Here is a 15,913-nt window from a genome sequence, read left to right as displayed (position 1 = left end):
TTGGTGGTGAGCTGCTGGGTGCCCACGTAGCTGGCCATCAGCGGGCCGGCCTTGACCTGGCCGACGCTGAGCGTCTCGACCTGGCGCAGGTTGCGCTCCAGCACCACGCCGTGGGTGCGCAGCACCTCGGGGTCGGTCTCGGCCAGCCATTGGCGCAGTTCGTCGATGTGCTGCATCACCTGCTGACCCAGGCCGCCCACGCCGTCGGGCTTTTTCAGCCGCATGCTGCCGTGGGCCAGCAGCCGCTCGGCCGCCACCAGGGCGTCTTCAGCGCTGAAGACCGAATAGCCCGGCAGGGTCACAGACTGGATGGCTTCGCCATGGGCGGCCTGCCAGCCTTCAGGCGCGGTGGCGTTCGGGTGCACCAGGCCATGCGACACCAGCTTGGTGGCCACGAAGTCGCGCGGCACCACGCCGCCGAACAGGTGGTCACCATGCTCGATGCCCAGCTCGCGCGCATCGGCCACGCTGGTGAGGGTTTCGCTGGGCACGAAGAACAGCGGGCCTTCGGGCCGGGCGGCCGAGCGGTAGAAACCGCCGAAGGGCAGCCCCAGCAGGTCGGCCAGCGCATGCGCCACCGAGGCCTTGGTGCGGTGGTCGTGCCCGCCTTCGCGGCAGGGGTCGATGCAGTGAAACACCACCGTGGGCCGCGGCCCCTCGAAGGTGGCGGGCTGGTCGGCGTGCGTCCGCAGGCTGCCTGCGGCGCCAGGGCCCGCGTCGGCGCCAAGGCTGGGTTCTTGCGCAAGAATCATGGTGGGCTCCCGCGATGGGCGGTGGGGATGACCCACTGTGCATGGCGTGCCGGCCCGCGCTTGCCGGGTGGAGGCGCTATCGCTTGTAGGACCGGGCTTGCAAGCGGCTTCAGTCCTGCGTGTGCAGCCGCCGATGGATGCGCCGCGTGGCCTGCCACACCGCCCACAGCACCAGCGGAATCGCGGCCCCGGCGGCCATCTCGGGGTTCAGCGGCAGGCCGGCGGCCTTGGCGGCCTTGCCGCCGTACAGCAGCAGGCTGATCACGTAGTACGAGATGGCGGCGATCGACAGCCCCTCCACGGTGGATTGCAGGTGCAGCTGCAGTTCCTGCCCGCGGGTGAGCTTGGCCAGGAGCTGGTGGTTCTGTGTCTCGGTGGCAATGTCCACCCGCGTGCGCAACAGCGCACTGCTGCGTTCGATGCGCTGCGACAGCGAGCCCAGCCGCTGCGCGGTGGCCGCCACCGTGGCAATGGCCGGCGACAGCCGGCGCTGCATGAATTCGCCGATGGTCTGCGTGCCCGGGATGGGCTTTTCGCGCAGCTCGGTCAGGCGCTGGCGCACCAGCGCGTCATAGGCCTCGGTGGCCGAGAAGCGGTACTGGTGTTCGGCGGTGGCACGCTCCACCCGCGCCGCCACGTGGATCAGCTGGTCCAGCAGCTCGGCCTCCGAGCTTTCGCGCGCTTCCAGCCGGGCGGTGACGGTAGCCAGTGCCGATTCCGATTCGGCCAGCACCGGTGCCAGCGCCTTGGCCACCGGCAGGCCGCGCAAGGCCATCAGCCGGTAGATCTCGATTTCCAGCAGCCGCTGCGAGATGCGTCCGGCGCGGGTCTCGGTGGTGCCGGGCGGCGCCAGCACCAGCAGTCGCTCGAAGCCGTCGGTGCGCAGGCGGAAGTTGGTCACCGCCATCGAGTGGCCGTTGCCCATCAACGAGGCCACCACCGTGCGGCCGCCGAACCAGCGCTGCGCAGCGGCCAGTGCCGCATGCGGGTCGGTGATGTCGGTCTCCAGCATCACCAGCTGCAGCGCGGCCACGGTGCGGCCGGGCACTGCGCGCAGCCAGTCGGGCGGCAGCACCAGCTGGTCCAGCAACGCGGGCTCGGCATGGTCCAGCCCGGCGCCTTCGGGCAGCGGTTGCACCACCGCATAGCGGGTGAATTCGGTGTGGCGTTCCCACTTCAGCGTGTGGTCGGCAAAGCGCAGGCGCAGGAAGTTGCCGTGCAGGTCTTCCAGCCGCAGGCCGGCCTGGCCGGGCAGCTGCTTCAGGTGCGCCCACTCGTCCTCGCGGCTGACGCCATGGTTGAGCACGGCCACGGTGAACACCAGCGCCGGCAGGCGGATGCGCGCTGAGGGCCGCGCATGCACTTCGTTGTGCAACATCTCTCGCCAATCGTCATCCGGCGGCAGCGCCGTGGAGGCGGCAAAGGTGTCAGCGGTGGCGGCCGAAGATGCGGGAAGTGATGTCATTGCAGCGCGGGCGGTGTGCGACAGGCCGAGTGTGCCTGCGCCAGGGCCGAGCTGGGGCATCGCGCCCCTGCTGTTTGCAGGATCGGCGGCGGGCGCAACGCGCTACGCTTGCGCCATGCAAGTCGTTGGCATTCTTCTGCGCAAGCCCGCCTTCAACGAGGTGACGGCTTCCACCATCATGGGCGCTGGCCTCTGGGTCGCGCTCGTCGGCCTGATGAAGGCTGGCGGTCACCCACTCGAACGCCCTGAAGCCGCGGCCCTGCTGCTGGTGATGCTGTGGGGTTGCCTGTCGGTGCGCCTGGGCATCGACCTGGCGGCCGGCTGGCGCCACCGCTTCGTGCACCTGGCGGTGTGCGGCGTGCTGCTGGGTCTGATGCAGCTGGCCAGCCCTTTCTTGGGCTGACTGGTCTTTGAACGTGACAACGCGCCCCGCAGGGCGCGTTGAGCTTGCTCGTTCGGCTGCGCCGTGGCGCAGCCGCTGCGGTCAGCGGACGCTGCCGCGACGCACCAGGTTCACGATCGCCAGCAGGATGATCGCGCCGCCCAGCGACAGCAGCAGGCCCATCACGCTGAAGTCACCCTGATTCACCGTACCGGCGCCGACCAGCGGCGACAGCAGCCAGCCGCCGAGCATGGCGCCGACGATGCCGACCACCACGTTCAGGATCACGCCCTGCTGCGCGTCGGTGCGCATGATCATGCTCGCGACCCATCCGATGAGCCCGCCGACAACCAGCCAGATGATGAGGTTCATGAGTTCACTCCAAAGTTTGATTTGATGATCACCAGCCTGGTGGCCGGTTGTTGGGGCCTGTGGCTCGAGGGCGGGCCACCGGTGAAGTGAGATTAGGGCGGGGCCCTTGCCGGGGCAGTCGGCTGCAACCGGCAAGTGCCGTCAGCATTGGCCTACGGGGCCCGCGGCGGGCGCACTGGCCCCTGCTGCTGTTACCAATGCCCGCCCCTTGCTCATGGCGCCATCACCTTGTCGGGCGTCATCGGCAGGCTCAGGATGCGGCGGCCGGTGGCATGGTGGATGGCGTTGCACACGGCTGCGGCCACGCCCACCAGGCCGATTTCGCCCACGCCCTTGGCGCCCAGGCGGCTGGCGATGCGGTCCTTCTCTTCCACGAAGATCACGTCGATGTCGTGGATGTCGGCATTCACCGGCACGTGGTACTGCGCGAAGTCGCGGTTCATGAAGCGGCCCAGCTGCTGGTCGGCCTGGGTCTCTTCGTGCAGCGCCTGGCTGATGCCCCACACCACGCCGCCGATGATCTGGCTGCGCGCCGTCTGCAGGTTGATGATGCGGCCGGCCGCAATGGCACTGACCACCCGCGTCACGCGGACGGTGCCGAAGTCCTCGTCCACCTTCACCTCGCAGAACACCGCCGAGTGCACCGCGCGGGTGTACTTCTTCTGCTTGAGCACGGCGGGCAGCATCAGGTACTTTTCTTCCAGCCCCTTCAGGCCGGCGGCCGCCAGGATGTCGGTCAGCCGCACCGTCACGTCGCGCTCGAAGCGCAGGTACATGAAGCCCTTGGCAAAGCCCACGTCGTGGAAGCGGCAGGTGGCAAAGGGCGAATTGGGCTGCTTGCGCGCCAGCTCCCACAGCTTGTGCTGCAACCGCTCGCACACGCCCTGCACCGCCGAGCCGATGGTGGTGACGTGGGATGAGCCGCCTTCCACCGGCGCCACCGGCAGGTTGGAGTCGCCCAGCTCGAAGGTCACGTCCTCCATCGCCATGCCCATCGAAGCAGCGCCGATCTGGGTCATCACCGTCAGCGTGCCGGTGCCGATGTCGCTGGCCGCGGTGCGCAGCAGCAGCTTGCCGTCGGACTGCAGCACCGCATGCACGCGGGCGAACATCTGCATCGCGTCCCAGGTGCCGCTGGCCATGCCCCAGCCCACCAGCTCGCGGCCTTCGCGCATCGAGCGCGGCGCCTGCGGCCGGCCTTCCCAGCCGAAGCGCTCGGCCGCCTGCTGGTAGCAGGCGCGCAGCTCCTTGCTGGAAAAGGGCAGGTCCTCGTTGTAGTCGTGGTCGGCGTAGTTCTTCAGCCGCAGCGCCACCGGGTCCATCTGCAGCCGGTGGGCCAGTTCGTCCATCGCCACCTCGATGGCATGCACGCCATGGGCGGCGCCGGGCGCGCGCATGTCCATCGGGCTGTAATGGTCCAGTTCGGCCAGCTGGTAGCCCAGGCGCGCGGTCTGGCTGCGGTAGAGCTGGCTCGACCAGTTCACCACCACCTCCACATAGTCTTCCTTGCGTGAGGTGGCGCCCACCGCATCGTGCGTCAGCGCCAGCAGCTCGCCATCGGGCGCGGCGCCGAGCTTCACACGCTGCCAGCTCTCGGGCCGGTGGCCGAAGTTGAACATCTGCTGCCGCGTGAGCACCACGCGCACCGATCGTTCGAGCTTCAGCGCCGCCATCGTGGCCAGCAGCACCGTGGGCTGCGGCCGCAGGCCCGAGCCGAAGGCGCCGCCGACGAACTCGTTCTTCACCGTCAGCCGGCTCTTGGGCAGGCCGAACACACGCGACAGCACCCAGCGCACGTTCTGCGAGCCCTGGGTCTTGTCGTGCACCGTCAGGTGCCGGTTGCGGCCGTAGATCACGGTGGTGCCGTGCAGCTCCATCGGGTTGTGGTGCTCGGCGCCGTGGTGGAACTCGGCCTCCACCTGCACCGGCGCCTGCGCATAGGCGGCCTCTGCATCGCCGCGCGGCTTGGGCGGCGGCTTGAAGCCGGCGCGCAGCGCGCTGGGCTCGCGGGCTTCGGGCAGCACGGCCATCAGGTCGGTCTGGTGCGGCTCGGCGGCCACCTGGGCGTCCACCAGCGTGGCGGCATGGCGAGCTGCCTCGAAGCTGGTGGCCACCACCACGGCCACCGGCTGGCCGCTGTAGTGCACCTGGTCGTCGTGCAGCGGCTTGAAGGGGCTGCCGGTCACCGGCGCCGTCATGTCCTTGTAGAACAGGTCCAGCGAGCGCATGCGCGGCCGGTTCTCGTGGGTGATGACCTCCACCACGCCGGGCACCGCCATCGCGCGGCGTACGTCGATGCGCTCGATGTGGCCACGGGCCACCGGGGTGTCGACGATCACGCCGTACAGCAGGTCGCCGGCCGGGTGCTCGGCCGCATAGCGGGCGCGGCCGCTCACCTTGGCCGGGCCGTCCAGCCGGGGCAGCGGCATGCCCAGGGTCACGGGCGGGCGCTGGGCCATCAGGTCGGGCAGCGTGCTGTCCACCGGGTTGAAGCGATCGTTCATCAAGCCTCCCTGCGTGCGGCCGCGGTGGCCAGGCCCGCGAGCGGGCCGGTGTTGGTGAGTTCGCCTTCGCTGGCCATCGACAGTGCACGCACCACGGCGCGGTGGGCCATCGGCAGCTTGAAGGCGTTGTCGGTGCCTGGCGCGCCGCAGGCCTGTGCGCCTTGCAGCAGGCGCGCGGCGGCCTGGCCGAAGGCTTCGGCGCCGGGCGTCTGGCCTTGCAGCAGGGCCTCGGCTTCGGGCAGGCGCCAGGGCTTGTGGGCCACGCCGCCCAGGGCGATGCGCGCCTCGCGGATGCGGCCCTCGCCATCCAGGTCCAGCGCGGCTGCCACCGACACCAGCGCAAAGGCGTACGAGGCCCGCTCCCGCAGCTTCAGGTAGGTGGCATGGCGGGCAAAGCCTGCCGCTGCCGGCGGCAGGCTCAGGTGCGTGATCAGCTCGTCGGGCTGCAGTTCGGTGTCCACCTCGGGCCGGTCGCCGGGCAGGCGGTGGAAGTCGGCCATCGGGATGGCGCGGCTGCCGCGCGCCGATTGCACATGCACCGTGGCGTCGAGTGCGCGCAGCGCCACGCAGAAGTCCGACGGATGCGTGGCCACGCAGTGTTCGCTGGCACCCAGGATGGCATGCGAGCGCGCCAGCCCTTCGCGCGCCGGGCAGCCGCTGCCGGGCTGGCGCTTGTTGCAGGGCACCTGCGCGTCGTAGAAGTAGGCGCAGCGGGTGCGCTGCAACAGGTTGCCGCCGTTGGTGGCCATGTTGCGTATCTGCGGCGAAGCGCCCGACAGCAAGGCCGCCGCCAGCAGCGGGTAGCGCTCGCGCACCAGCGGGTGGGCGGCGGTGGCGGCATTGGTGGCCAGCGCGCCCAGTTGCAGCCCGCCGTCGGGCGTGGCGGAGATGGCCTGCAAGGGCAGCCGGTGCACGTCCACCAGGCGCGTGGGCCGCATCAGGTCGGCCTTCATCATGTCGAGCAGGTTGGTGCCGCCGGCCAGCGGTCGGGCGCCGTCGGCGCGGGTGGCGGGGGGCCGGCCCAGCGCCTGCAGCGCGGCGGGCAGGTCGGCGGGCATCAGGTGTTCAAACGGGCTCATGCCACGCCCCTGTCACGCGGGCGCAGCGCCACGGTGGACACGGCCTTGACGATCTGCGGGTAGGCACCGCAGCGGCACAGGTTGCCGCTCATCAGCTCCTGCAGCTGCTCGGGTGTCTCGGCGCCGCCTTCCTGGACCAGGCCCATGGCCGAGCACAGCTGCCCCGGGGTGCAGTACCCGCACTGGAAGGCATCGTGGTCGATGAAGGCTTGCTGCAAAGGATGCAGCGTGCCGTCTTCGGCGGCCAGGCCTTCGACCGTGGTGATGGTGGCGCCGTCGTGCGAGACGGCCAGCGTCAGGCAGCTGTTGATGCGCTTGCCGTCCAGCAGCACGGTGCAGGCGCCGCACTGGCCGTGGTCGCAGCCCTTCTTGGTGCCGGTGAGGTCGGCATGGTCGCGCAGCAGGTCCAGCAACGTCACCCAGGGCGCCACCAGCAGCGTGGTGGCGCGGCCGTTGATGTGCAGTCGCACCGGCCGCTGGGCCATGCCGTCGGGTGCGGAAGAAGTAGCAGGGGGCATGAGCATCCTCGTGCAATGTGTTCGTGTGTAAGCGCGAGCGCCGTCACGCCGCAGGGGCAACGCGTGTTCCCGGCGGGCGGGCAGGCGGGCCCCATGAGCCGGGCAGCCGCGGGCGCACAACGCGGCACACCGCTCGCCATTGAAGTGCCCAGGAACGTCTCGTGACACGGCGGGCCGTGCTTCCGGGCTGCTCTGCCCCGCTTCCCGGGTTCCCGGGATTGCGGCAGATCCGGGCATGGATTGCCGATGGAAGACCGCAGTCACCGACTTCGGCATGAGGTGCCGTCCTACGAAGAACGGGCCACCGGCCCCGGACACTTTCTGCAACAGGCGGTAGTAAGGAACGCGCAATGCAACAACGACAACCCTCGGTGCTCGCCTTCGTGATGGCAGGCGGTGAAGGCTCCCGGCTCTTTCCCTTGACGCAGCACCGGTGCAAGCCGTCGGTGCCTTTCAACGGCAAGCACCGCGTGGTCGATTTCGTGCTGAGCAACCTCGTCAACTCGGACATCAACAGCATCTACCTGCTGGTGCAGTACAAGTCGCAGGCGCTGATCGAGCATGTGCGGCAGTCGTGGACGATGGCCCGCTTCATCCCCGACCACTTCATCACCGTGGTGCCGCCGCAGATGCGCGACGGCCCGGAGTGGTTCCGCGGCACCGCCGATTCCGTCTGGCAGAACCTGCACCTGATCGAAACCCACCGCCCCGACTACGTGGCCGTGTTCGGCGCCGACCACGTCTACCGCATGGACGTGCGCCAGATGCTGGATGCCCACATCGCCGCCGATGCCGACGTGAGCGTGGCCACGCTGCCGGTGTCGCTGGAAAAGTGCTCGCAGTTCGGCATCGTCGAGACCGACGCCGACCTGATGGTGCGCGAGTTCCGCGAGAAGCCCAAGATGGCCGTGCCCATGCCCGGCCGGCCCACGCATGCGCTGGCGTCGATGGGCAACTACATCTTCCGCACCGACGTGCTGCTGGACGAGCTCAAGCGCGCCCACCGCAATGGCGAGCGCGACTTCGGCGGCGACATCCTGCCGCGCCTGGCCAAGAGCCACCGCGTGCTGGCCTACGACTTCACCACCAACCACGTGCCCGGCCTGGCCGACCACGAAGACCCGCATTACTGGCGCGACGTCGGCACCATCGAGGCCTATTTCGAGGCCCACTTCGACACCCTGGGCGCCAAGCCGCGCTTTCGCATGACCAACCCCAGCTGGCCGGTGTACGCCAGCCAGGACCCGTCGGAATCGGCGCAGATCGAAAGCGGCGTGGTCACCCGCTCGACCATCGGCTCGGGCTGCGTGGTCACCAATGCGCGGCTCGACCACGTGATGCTGCGCAGCTCGGTCACGGTGTGCGACGACGCCCAGCTGTCGCATTGCATCGTGATGGAGCGCAGCACCATCGGCCGTGGTGCGCGCATCACCCGCGCCATCATCGACCAGGACAACGACATCCCGGCCGGCGAAGTGATCGGCGGCGACCGCGAACGCGACAGCCAGCGCTTCCACGTCAGCGACAGCGGCATCGTGGTGGTGCCCCGCGGCTACTTCCGCCGGCCCACCGCCGGCCGCACGCCGGTGCTGGCGGCTTCCAACCCCAAGCCGGCCGTGCCCCCGCTGCCTGCGATGCCGCTGCTGGGCACGCCGCCTTTGGGCAGCACGCTGCCCAAGGCCGTGCTGCCGGGCCACGTGGTGCAGGCCAAGGCCGCCGCATGAGCGAGGCAGAGGCGCAGACCCCACGCTTCGGAGCCCAGCCCGACGGCGACGCCACCCGCTTCAGCCTCTGGGCGCCCAGCGTGGACATGGTCATGCTGGAGATCGTCGATGGCGACGGCCAGGTGCTGCGCCAGCATGCGCTGCAGCGCGATGCCGACGGCTTCCACCAGGCCCGCGTGATGGACGCCGGGCCGGGCACGCTCTACCGCTTCCGCGTGCGTGAAGACCTGGCCGTGCCCGACCCCGCTTCGCGCAGCAACCCGCAAGGCGTTCACGGCCCGAGCGAGGTGGTCGACCTGAGCGGGCTGGCCTGGCGCGACCGCGCCTGGCAAGGCCGCCCCTGGCATGAGGCCGTGGTGTACGAGCTGCACCTGGGCACCTTCACGCCCGAAGGCACGCTGGAGGCCGCCGCCGCCAAGCTGCCGCTGCTGCAGGCGGCCGGCATCACCGCCATCGAGCTGCTGCCGCTGGCCGCCTTTCCGGGCGAGCGCGGCTGGGGCTACGACGGCGTGCTGCCGTTTGCGGTTCACCCCGCCTATGGCCCGCCCGCGGCGCTGCGCGCCTTTGCCGAAGCGGCCCATGCGCTGGGCCTGATGGTGCTGCTGGACGTGGTCTACAACCACTTCGGGCCCGACGGCAACTACATGGCGGCCTACTGCCCTGAGCTGGTGAACCCCGAGCACCACACGCCCTGGGGCTCGGCCATCAATTTTGATGGCGAGCACAACGCGCCGGTGCGCCGCTTCTTCATCGAGAACGCGCTGTACTGGATGGACACCTGCGGCCTGGACGGCCTGCGGCTGGACGCGGTGCATGCGCTGGTGGACACCTCGCCGCGCCACATCGTGCAGGACATCCATGCCGCGCTGCTGGCGGGCCCCGGCCGCCGCCGCCACGTGCACCTGGTGCTGGAGAACGAGCGCAATTCCGTCAAGCTGCTGACGCCGCCCGCCGGCACCGCGGCCGGCCATGGCCTGGCCCAGTGGGACGACGACTGGCACCACGCCGCCCATGTGGTGGCCACCGGCGAGACCGACGGCTACTACAGCGACTATGCCGAGCAACCCGTGGCCCAGCTGGCCAAGGCGCTGGCCGAAGGCTTCATCTTCCAGGGCCAGCCCAGCCCGTTCGCCGACGGCCACCGCCGCGGCGAGCCCAGCACCGGCTTGCCGCCCACGGCCTTCATCGTCTTTCTGCAGAACCACGACCAGATCGGCAACCGCGCCATGGGCGACCGTGTGGACGCCACGGCGCCGCTGGCCAAGGTGGAAGCGCTGTTGACGCTGCTGCTGCTGTCGCCGCAGGTGCCGCTGATGTTCATGGGCGACGAGTTCGCGGCCACCACGCCGTTCCTGTACTTTTGCGACCACGCGGGTGAGCTGGCGCAGCTGGTGACCGATGGCCGGCGCAACGAGTTCTCGCGCTTTGCCACCTTCTCGCACCCCGAGGCGCGTGAGCGCATCCCCGACCCCAATGCCGCCGCCACCTTCCAGGCCAGCACGCTGCGCTGGGACGAGCGCCAACGCGATGCCGGCCAGCGCCGCCTGCAGCTGGTGACCACGCTGCTGGGGCTGCGGCGCCAGCACCTGTGGCCGCTGATACCGCAGCTGCACGGCGCCGGCCGCCAGGTGGTGGAAGGCGACACCTTGCACGTGTACTGGCTGGGCGAAGACGGCACCCGCTGGCATGTGCGCGCCCTGCTGGGCGAAGGCAGCGCCAGCCTGCCGCTGGGCCCCGACGAACACCCCGTGCACCTGCAGGCGGCCGAGATGGGGGAGGGCGAATGCCGCTTCACCGGGCCGGGCGCCGTGGTGACCTTCGAGCCCGCGGTGCGCGCCGCCGGCCAGTGATCTTCTGACGCCGCTTGCGGCAACGCCACCGATGCTTCAAGCCATTCCTTCCACGGCACCCGTTGCCGCGACCTCGGACGCCCCGGCCGTCGAGCCCGTGCCGTCCCCCACCCGGCTGCTGCAGGCGCGTGTGCCGCGGGCCACCTACCGGCTGCAGCTGCACAAGGACTTCGGGTTCGAGGCGGCCACCGCGGTGCTGCCCTACCTGAAGCGCCTGGGCATCAGCCATGTGTACTGCTCGCCCATCTGGCGGGCGCGCCCTGGCAGCCTGCATGGCTACGACGTGGTGGCCCACCACGAGATCAACCCCGAGCTGGGCGGCGACGAAGGCTTCGAGCGGTTTGCGCAGGCGGTGCGCCAGCACGACCTGGGCCTGCTGCTGGACATGGTGCCCAACCACATGGGCGTGTTCGGGGCCGACAACCCGTGGTGGCTCGACCTGCTGGAAAACGGCCAGGCCTCCAGCCACGCCAGCTACTTCGACATCGACTGGTCGCCGCCCAACCGCAGCCTGCGCGGCAAGGTGCTGGTGCCGGTGCTGGGCGATGCCTACGGCACCGTGCTCGAACGCGGCGAGCTGAAGCTGGCCTGGGCCGACGGCCGCCTGGCCATCCGCTACCACCAGCACCTGTTTCCGCTGGACCCGCGCAGCTACGCCAAGGTGCTGCAGCTGGTGGTGGAAGAGCTGCCCTCCGGCGAGCCGGCCCGGCTGACCATGCAGCGGCTGAGCAAGGAATCGGCGGCACTGCCCGCGCATGACGACCCCGACGCCGCGCGCCGCGCCGAGCGCCAGGCCGCCGTGCCGCGGCTGCAGGCCGCGCTGGCCGAAGCCCTGGCCGACGACGAGGTGCGCGCCGCGCTCGACGGTGTGCTGGACACGATCAACGAAGCGCCCGGCCGCGACGCGCTGGACGCGCTGCACGACCGCCAGGCCTACCGCCTGGCCTGGTGGCGCGTGGCCGCCGACGAGATCAACTACCGCCGCTTCTTCGAGGTCAACGAGCTGGCCGCGATGCGGGTGGAAGACCCGGCGGTGTTCGAGGCCATCCACGGCCGCGCGCTGGACATGGCCGCCGCCGGCATCGTGGATGGCTTGCGCATCGACCACCCCGACGGGCTGCTCGACCCGCGGCAGTACTTCGAGCGGCTGCAGCATGGCTACCTGCAACGCGCCCGGCCCGAGCAGGCCGATGCGCTGATGCAGCAGGCCGCGCAGGCGCGCGAGTGGCCGCTGTACGTGGCGGCCGAAAAGATTGCCGCTGCGCACGAGGACGTGCCCAAGGACTGGGCGCTGCACGGCACCACCGGCTACCGCTTTGCCAACGTCATCAATGGCCTGTTCGTCGAGCGCAAGAACGCCGCCCGGCTGGAACGCCTGTGGCGCGAGTACGCCGGTGTGGGCCAGGACTACGAAGAGATCGTGCGCGAGGCCAAGCTGGCCGTGGCCCGCGGCTCGCTGGCCTCGGACCTGACGCTGCTGGCCCAGGCCCTGCACCGCGTGGGACAGGCCCACCGCAACACCCGTGACTACGGCTTCAACACCCTGCGTGAGGCGCTGGCCCAGGTGGCCGCCAGCATGCCGGTGTACCGCACCTATGTGATCGACGAGGCCAGCGCGCAGGACAAGCGCTTCATCGACTGGGCGGTGGCCGATGCGATGCGCCACACCGACATCGCCGACGACAGCGTGTTCGAGTTTCTGCGCCGCTGCCTGCTGCTGGACCCGCCGCCGGGGCTGGGCGGCGCGGCCACCGAGGCGCTGTTGCGCCGCTTCGTGCACCGCTTCCAGCAGTTCTGCGCGCCGGTGGCGGCCAAGGGCGTGGAAGACACGGCCTTCTACCGCTACCACCGGCTGATCTCGCTCAACGAAGTGGGCGGCGAGCCGGCGGTGTTCGGCCTGTCGGCCGCGGCCTTCCACGGCGCCAGCACCGACCGTGCGCGCCACTGGCCGCACACCATGCTGGCCAGCAGCACCCACGACAACAAGCGCGCCGAAGACGTGCGCCAGCGCATCAACGTGCTGTCGGAGCAGCCGGCCGCCTGGCGCCTGGGCCTGCGCCGCTGGCGCGAGGCCACCCGCAGCTTGCGCACGCTGGTGGACGGCAAGCCGGCGCCTTCCGACTCGGACGACTACCTGCTGTACCAGACGCTGCTGGGCAGCCTGCCGCCCGACCCGCTGGACGATGCGCAACTGGCGGCCTACCATGAGCGCATCGAGGCCTACATGATCAAGGCCACCCGCGAAGGCAAGCAGCACACCAGCTGGACGCGGCCGAACGAGGCCTATGAGGCCGCGCTCAAGCGCTTCATCGGCGGCGTGCTGGGCCGGCTGCAGCCCAACCCCGCGCTGACCGAACTGCGCCAGCGCGCGGCCGAGCTGGCCTGGTATGGCGCGCTCAACAGCCTGAGCGCCACGGTGCTCAAGCTGGTGTCGCCGGGCGTGCCCGACCTGTACCAGGGCTCGGAGCTGATGCCGCTGACGCTGGTGGACCCGGACAACCGCACGCCGGTGGACTATGCGCTGCGCGAGCATCTGCTGGCCGGCTTCGAGGCCGCGCAGCAAGATGCCGGCACTGCGCCGTTGCTGGAAGACCTCCGTACCCGGCCCGCCGATGGCCGCCTGAAGCTGTGGTGCCAATGGCGCCTGCTGCAGCTGCGGGCCGAGCATGCGGCGCTGTTCAGCGAAGGCAGCTACCAGCCGCTGCGGGTGACGGGCCAGCGCCGCAACCAGGCCATCGCCTTTGCCCGCTGCGGCACCGAAGGCACGCTGGTGGTGGTGGCCGGGCGCAAGTTCGCGCAGGCCTTCGAGCAGGGCCAGTGGCCCGCCGGCGCCGCCTGGGCCGAGACCCACATCGCCTGGCCGGCGGCCATGGCCCGGCGACTGAAGAAGGGCCAGCAGGCCACCGAGGTGCTGACCGGCCGCACGTTGTCGGTGGGCTACGAAGGCCTGGCGCTGGAAAAGGCGCTGGCCGAGCTGCCGGTGGCGGTGCTGTTCATGCCGCACGGGGGTTGAACCCGGCGCCCCGCGGGCGCTGGATCACCCGGCCAGAAAGCGTTCGGCCAGCGCCACCCAGTAGGCGCTGCCCACGGCCACGTTGTCGTCGTTGAAGTCGTAGCCGGGGTGGTGGACCATGCAGGTGCAGCGCAGCGGCGCGCCGTCGCCTGCCTGCCCATCGGCGCCCGCCGCGCGGCCGTTGCCGATCATCAGGTAGCTGCCCGGCACCTGCTCCAGCATGAAGGCGAAGTCTTCGCTGCCGGTGAGCTGCGGGCCATGGGCGGTCACCCGGTCCTGGCCCAGCAGCTCGATGGCCACCTCGCGCGCCAGCGCGGTTTCGGCCGGCGTGTTCACCAGCACCGCATAGCCGGGCCGCCACTCGATCTCGGCCCGCACGCCGAAGCTCTCGGCCTGCGCCTGCACCAGCTGGCGCACCCGCTGCTCCACCAGCTGGCGCACGTCGCGGTCGAGCGCACGCACGCTCAGCTCCAGCCGCGCCTGCGCCGGAATCACGTTGTTGGCCTGGCCCGCCTGCAGCGCGCCCACCGTCACCACCGCGGCCTGCAGCGGGTCGACGTTGCGCGACACCACGGTCTGCAGCGCCATCACCAGGCTGGCCGCCGCCACGATGGGGTCGGCCGTGTGCTGCGGCAGTCCGCCATGGCCGCCGCGGCCGTGCAGGGTGACGGTGGCGTAGTCGCTCGAAGCCATCATCGGCCCGTCGCGCAGCACCAGCCGGCCCTGCGCGATGCCGGGCATGTTGTGCATCGCGAACACGGCGTCGCACGGAAAGCGCTCGAAGAGGCCGTCTTCCATCATGCGCAGCGCGCCGCCGCCGCCTTCTTCAGCGGGCTGGAAGATCAGGTGCAGCGTGCCGCTGAAGCGGCCGTCGCGCGCCAGCCGGTGGGCGGCCGCCAGCAGCATCGCGGTGTGGCCGTCGTGGCCGCAGGCATGCATCAGGCCGGGGCGGCGGCTGGCCCAGTCTGCGCCGCTGTCCTCCTGCACCGGCAGCGCGTCCATGTCGGCACGCAGGCCCAGCTTGCGGCGGCCGTGGCCGCGCACCAGCCGGCCCACCACGCCGGTGCCGCCCAGGCCGCGTGTGACGTCGTAGCCCCAGGCTTGCAGCCGCTCGGCCACCAGGGCGGCGGTGCGGTGTTCGTCGAACGCCAGCTCGGGGTGGCGGTGGATGTCGCGGCGCAGCTGCACGAACTCGGGCGCCTGGTCGGCCATGGTGGCCAGCAAGTGGTTCATCGCGGTGGGTTCCCGTGCCGGCCCGGCCGGGCGGCTTGGGCGCCAATGTAGGCAGCGGCCGGGTAGGCGTCCAATGCATTGAAAGGCGCAGCTGCATGCCTGCAGCGCATGGCTGCGGCGGGGCCGTCAGTCGTGCATCAGCTGCTCGACCAGGCCGCGCACCAACGGCAGCGCGGGCGCCTGGGCGCGGCCGGCCAGCGTCACCAGGCCGAAGCGGGCGCGCAGGGCCAGCGCCGGCCGCACGTCCAGTTCCACCAGCTCGGGCGCGGCGGCGCGCACCGTCAGCACCACCGCGTCGCTGTGGCGGGCCACCTCCACCAGCGCGGCGATTTCTTCGCAGCGCAGGGTCACGCAGTCGGCCGGGTGGGCCTGCGGCCCGTAGCGCTCCACCAGGCCGCGCGCCACCTCGTCGCTCAAGGGCGTGGAGGCGATGGGGAACTGGCGCAGCGCGGCGAACTTGAGCGTGCCTTTCCAGCGCGTCAGCGGATGGTCGGGCCGGCACAGGAAGGCGCCGCGCATTTCCACCAGCGTTTCCACGCGCAGGTCGGGCGCCGGCACCAGCGAACGGGCGTCGATCACCAGCGCATCCAGCCGCCGGTCGCGCAGGTTCTGCACCAGCAGGGCGGTATCGCCGCGGGCGATGTCCAGCCGGGTGCCGGGGTAGCGGGTGGCCATGGTCTTGAGCAGCGGCACCATCAGCATCGCGCCGGGGCCCGAGCCCAGCCCCACGCGGATGGCGCCGGCCTTGCCGGCCACCATCAGGCGGCCGCTGGCGCCCAGTTCGTCGGCCTCGAACACCAGCTGCTTGGCACGCTGCACCACTTCGCGGCCGAAGGGCGTGAGTTCGCTGCGGCGGCCCACGCGGTCGAACAGAGGCTGGCCCAGTTCGCGCTCCAGCGCCTGCACGCTGCGGCTGAGCGCCGGCTGCGTGATGCAGATGAGCTCCGCCGAGCGGGTGAAGGAGCCGGTTTCCGCCAGCGAGATGAGGTGGCGCAGCTGCACGAGCGTCATGGAAAACCCG

At 70.9% G+C, this 15,913-nt stretch carries 11 protein-coding genes and 1 pseudogene; 4 read left to right on the top strand and 8 right to left on the bottom strand.

Annotation, left to right across the window (positions count from 1 at the left end; all coding sequences use genetic code 11):
• Together ABNT58_RS27365 and ABNT58_RS27360 are read right to left on the bottom strand one after the other, a co-directional pair.
• The coding region (locus ABNT58_RS27365) for a DUF3182 family protein (protein WP_348756528.1) at positions 1 to 752 on the bottom strand (752 nt) is incomplete at its 3' end.
• A 109-nt stretch (positions 753 to 861) separates the two neighbouring features.
• A complete protein-coding gene (locus ABNT58_RS27360) occupies positions 862 to 2,217 on the bottom strand; it encodes a DUF3422 domain-containing protein (protein ID WP_348756527.1) in 1,356 nt (451 codons plus the stop codon).
• A gap of 115 nt (positions 2,218 to 2,332) precedes the next feature.
• Between ABNT58_RS27360 and ABNT58_RS27355 the strand changes: the two genes are divergently transcribed.
• Complete coding sequence (locus ABNT58_RS27355) at positions 2,333 to 2,620, top strand: hypothetical protein (RefSeq protein ID WP_348756526.1); 288 nt, start codon at positions 2,333 to 2,335, stop codon at positions 2,618 to 2,620.
• Positions 2,621 to 2,701: 81 nt separating this feature from the next.
• Here ABNT58_RS27355 and ABNT58_RS27350 read toward each other — a convergent pair whose 3' ends face one another.
• The 4 genes from ABNT58_RS27350 to ABNT58_RS27335 form a co-directional block, all read right to left on the bottom strand.
• A complete protein-coding gene (locus ABNT58_RS27350) occupies positions 2,702 to 2,971 on the bottom strand; it encodes a GlsB/YeaQ/YmgE family stress response membrane protein (protein WP_348756525.1) in 270 nt (89 codons plus the stop codon).
• Positions 2,972 to 3,183: 212 nt separating this feature from the next.
• Entirely contained in the window at positions 3,184 to 5,430 is a 2,247-nt protein-coding gene (locus ABNT58_RS27345; protein WP_348756530.1) for a xanthine dehydrogenase family protein molybdopterin-binding subunit, read from the bottom strand.
• A 44-nt stretch (positions 5,431 to 5,474) separates the two neighbouring features.
• A complete protein-coding gene (locus ABNT58_RS27340) occupies positions 5,475 to 6,554 on the bottom strand; it encodes a xanthine dehydrogenase family protein subunit M (protein ID WP_348756524.1) in 1,080 nt (359 codons plus the stop codon).
• Positions 6,551 to 7,078 carry a (2Fe-2S)-binding protein gene (locus tag ABNT58_RS27335; RefSeq protein ID WP_348756523.1) on the bottom strand — a complete coding sequence of 176 codons (528 nt, stop codon included), beginning with the start codon at positions 7,076 to 7,078 and terminating at the stop codon, positions 6,551 to 6,553. The genes ABNT58_RS27340 and ABNT58_RS27335 overlap by 4 nt, the downstream gene beginning before the upstream one ends.
• Positions 7,079 to 7,422: 344 nt before the next feature.
• On the opposite strand from ABNT58_RS27335, the pseudogene ABNT58_RS27330 reads away from it, so the two are divergent.
• The 3 genes and pseudogenes from ABNT58_RS27330 to treY all read left to right on the top strand — a co-directional run.
• Positions 7,423 to 8,634: pseudogene (locus ABNT58_RS27330) on the top strand (glucose-1-phosphate adenylyltransferase); the annotation flags it as partial.
• 158 nt (positions 8,635 to 8,792) lie between these two features.
• The gene (gene treZ / locus ABNT58_RS27325; RefSeq protein ID WP_348756522.1) at positions 8,793 to 10,646 is read left to right on the top strand and encodes a malto-oligosyltrehalose trehalohydrolase; all 1,854 of its coding nucleotides are present in this window, start codon (positions 8,793 to 8,795) and stop codon (positions 10,644 to 10,646) included.
• Positions 10,647 to 10,743: 97 nt separating this feature from the next.
• Positions 10,744 to 13,659, top strand: a complete 2,916-nt coding sequence (gene treY, locus ABNT58_RS27320) for a malto-oligosyltrehalose synthase (RefSeq protein WP_348756521.1) — start codon at positions 10,744 to 10,746, stop codon at positions 13,657 to 13,659.
• A gap of 24 nt (positions 13,660 to 13,683) precedes the next feature.
• Here treY and ABNT58_RS27315 read toward each other — a convergent pair whose 3' ends face one another.
• Together ABNT58_RS27315 and ABNT58_RS27310 are read right to left on the bottom strand one after the other, a co-directional pair.
• Positions 13,684 to 14,892: a M20 aminoacylase family protein gene (locus ABNT58_RS27315; protein ID WP_348756520.1), complete on the bottom strand. Its 1,209-nt coding sequence runs from the start codon at positions 14,890 to 14,892 to the stop codon at positions 13,684 to 13,686.
• Positions 14,893 to 15,018: 126 nt separating this feature from the next.
• Complete coding sequence (locus ABNT58_RS27310) at positions 15,019 to 15,903, bottom strand: LysR family transcriptional regulator (RefSeq protein ID WP_348756529.1); 885 nt, start codon at positions 15,901 to 15,903, stop codon at positions 15,019 to 15,021.
• Positions 15,904 to 15,913 lie beyond the last annotated feature (10 nt).

This window comes from uncultured Aquincola sp. (genome assembly GCF_964001545.1).
Lineage (GTDB): Bacteria > Pseudomonadota > Gammaproteobacteria > Burkholderiales > Burkholderiaceae_C > Aquincola.
This window is presented reverse-complemented; position numbering and strand designations above follow the sequence as displayed.